Source organism: Kitasatospora sp. MY 5-36 (genome assembly GCF_001182915.1).
Taxonomy (GTDB): domain Bacteria; phylum Actinomycetota; class Actinomycetes; order Streptomycetales; family Streptomycetaceae; genus Kitasatospora.
Window position 1 is genome coordinate 1 of record NZ_LFVW01000663.1, and the last position, 2,502, is coordinate 2,502.

Annotated in this window: 1 protein-coding gene; it reads right to left on the reverse strand. The window is 77.6% G+C overall.

The annotated features are described in order from the left end of the window. Nucleotides 1-2,502 (reverse strand): condensation domain-containing protein (locus AE652_RS33040; protein ID WP_049658320.1); only part of this gene is annotated, 2,502 nt, incomplete at both ends.

Genomic DNA, 2,502 nt, shown 5'->3' on the forward strand with positions numbered 1-2,502 from the left:
GCGACCAGCTGGACGGGGTGCGGCAGGCCGCGCCAGTGCACGGCGGTGCGCAGCGCCGGGGTGCGGTCGGCGACCTGCTGCCAGGCGGCGGCGAAGGCCGCCGGGTCGCCGACGCCGGCCAGCCGGACGGCGATCCGGTCCACGTAGGCGCCGTCCTCGTCGACCAGGCCGTGGAAGAGCATGCCGGACTGCAGCGGGGTCAGCGGCAGCACGTCCGCGACCTCGCGGCCGTCGCCGACCAGGCCGTCCAGCCGTTCCTGGTCGAGGCCGGCCAGTGGGAAGTCGGACGGGGTGCGGCCGCCGGCGCCGGGGCCCGCGCAGTGCTCGGCCAGCTCGCGCAGCGCCTGGAGGGTCTGCTCGGCGAGGGCGCGGACAGTGGCCTCCTCGTAGACCTCCGCCGGGTAGGTCCAGCCCAGTTCGAGCCGGCCGTCCTGGACGGCCCCGATGACGTCGAGCAGGTAGGGGCGGGGCTCGTCGGGGTCGGTGTCGCGCCCGGCCGGGGGCAGCGAGCCGCGCAGCAGCCCGTCGGCGCCGGTGCGGGTGTCCCACTGGCCGTGGTAGTTGAAGCCGACCTGCGGCGCGGCCGCGCCTTGCGGGAGGGCGGACGGGAGCAGGTGGCGCAGCGCGCCGTGGCTGAGTCCGCGCAGCGGGACGGCGCGCAGCTGCTCCTTGACCGAGCGCAGGGTGTGGTGCCAGCCGGCCTCGGGGTCGACGCGCAGGGCGAGCGGGAACTCGGCGGTGAACCAGCCGACCGTCCGGGAGAGGTCCTGGTCGGGGAAGAGGTCCTCGCGGCCGTGGCCCTCCACCCCGATCAGCACCGTGTCCCGGCCGCACCAGCGGGCCAGCGTGCGGCCGAGGGCGCTGAGCAGGACGTCGTTGACCTGGGTGCGGTAGACCTCCGGGACGCGGCGCAGCAGCGCCCCGGTGGTCGCCTCGTCCAGCGTCACGGTGACGGTGGCGGCACTGCCGTGGGTGTTGGCGCCCGGGCGCCCGGCGGGCAGTCCGGCCGGGGCCTCGCCGGTGCGGGCCCAGTACGCGGTGTCGCCGTCCAGAGCGCCGGAGCGGGTGTGCCGCTCCAGCCGGGCGGCCCACCGGGTGTAGGAGGTGCCCGGCTCCGGCAGCCGGACGGGCGCGCCCGTGCGGGCGGCGTGGTGGGCGGCTTCGAGGTCGGCCAGCAGGATGCGCCAGGAGACGCCGTCCACGGCCAGGTGGTGGATCGTCAGCACGAGCTGGCCGGGCCGGCCGGCGCCGCCGTCGAAGTACAGGGCGCGCAGCATCCGGCCCTGGAGCGGGTCGAGGGAGCGCTGGGCCTCCTCGGCGGCCCGGCGCACCTCCGTCTCCAGGACGGTCCGGTGGTGGGTGAAGACGCCGTCCGGTGCCTGTTCCCGGACCTCCTGGTGCCAGCCGGCCTCGCCGTGGCGGAAGCGGGTGCGCAGCGCCGGGTGGTGCTCCACCAGCGCGAGCACGGCCTGCCGCAGCGCCGCCGGGTCGGTGTCCGGGGCCAGCACCAGCCGCTGGGTCATGGTGAAGCGCAGCGCCTCGCCGGGGCGGCGCCCGTCGAGGTACCAGTGCTGGATCGGGGTGAGCGGGGCCTCGGCGGGCTCGGCCTCCTCCGCTTCCGTCCGTACGGTCGACTCTCCGGCGCAGAGGGCGAGTTCGGCGACGTTCTGGTAGCGGAAGACGTCCTTGGTGGTGAGGGCGAGTCCGGCGGCGCGGGCCCGGGAGACGATCTGGATGCTGAGGATGGAGTCGCCGCCGAGCGCGAAGAAGTTGTCCCGGGCGCCGACCCGCCGCACGCCCAGCACCTCGGCCCAGATCGCGGCGAGCCGCTCCTCGGTGCCGGGGCGCGGGGCGACGTACGGGGTGGTGCGGTCCGGCTGGGCGGGCGGGGCGGGCAGGGCGCGCCGGTCGGTCTTGCCGCTGGTGGTGCGCGGGACGCGGGCGAGCGGGACGAAGGCGGTGGGCACCAGGTGGTCGGGCAGGGTGCGCCGCAGCCAGGCGCGCAGCTCCTCGGCGGGCGGCACCCGGTCGCCGGCCGGCACCGGGTAGCCGACCAGCAGGGTGCGGCCGCCCTGTTCGCGGGCGGCGACGGCGCAGTCCGCGAGGTCGGGGTGGGTCAGCAGGGCGGCCTCGACCTCGCCGGGCTCGATCCGGAAGCCGCGGATCTTGACCTGGTCGTCGGCCCGGCCGAGGAACTCCAGCTGCCCGGCGGCGTCCCAGCGGGCGAGGTCGCCGGTGCGGTACATCCGGGTGCCGGGGGCGCCGTACGGGTCGGCGAGGAAGCGGCCGGCGGTGAGCCCGGGCCGGCCGAGGTAGCCGCGGGCGACCTGCCGACCGGCCAGGTACAGCTCCCCCGGCATGCCGGGCGGCACCGGGCGCAGCGCGCCGTCCAGCACGTAGGCGGTGACGCCGCGGCCCGGCCGGCCGATCACCGGGCGCCCGGGGTGGTCGGCGCAGCGGGCGTAGGCGGCGTCGACGGTGCACTCGGTGGGCCCGTACAGG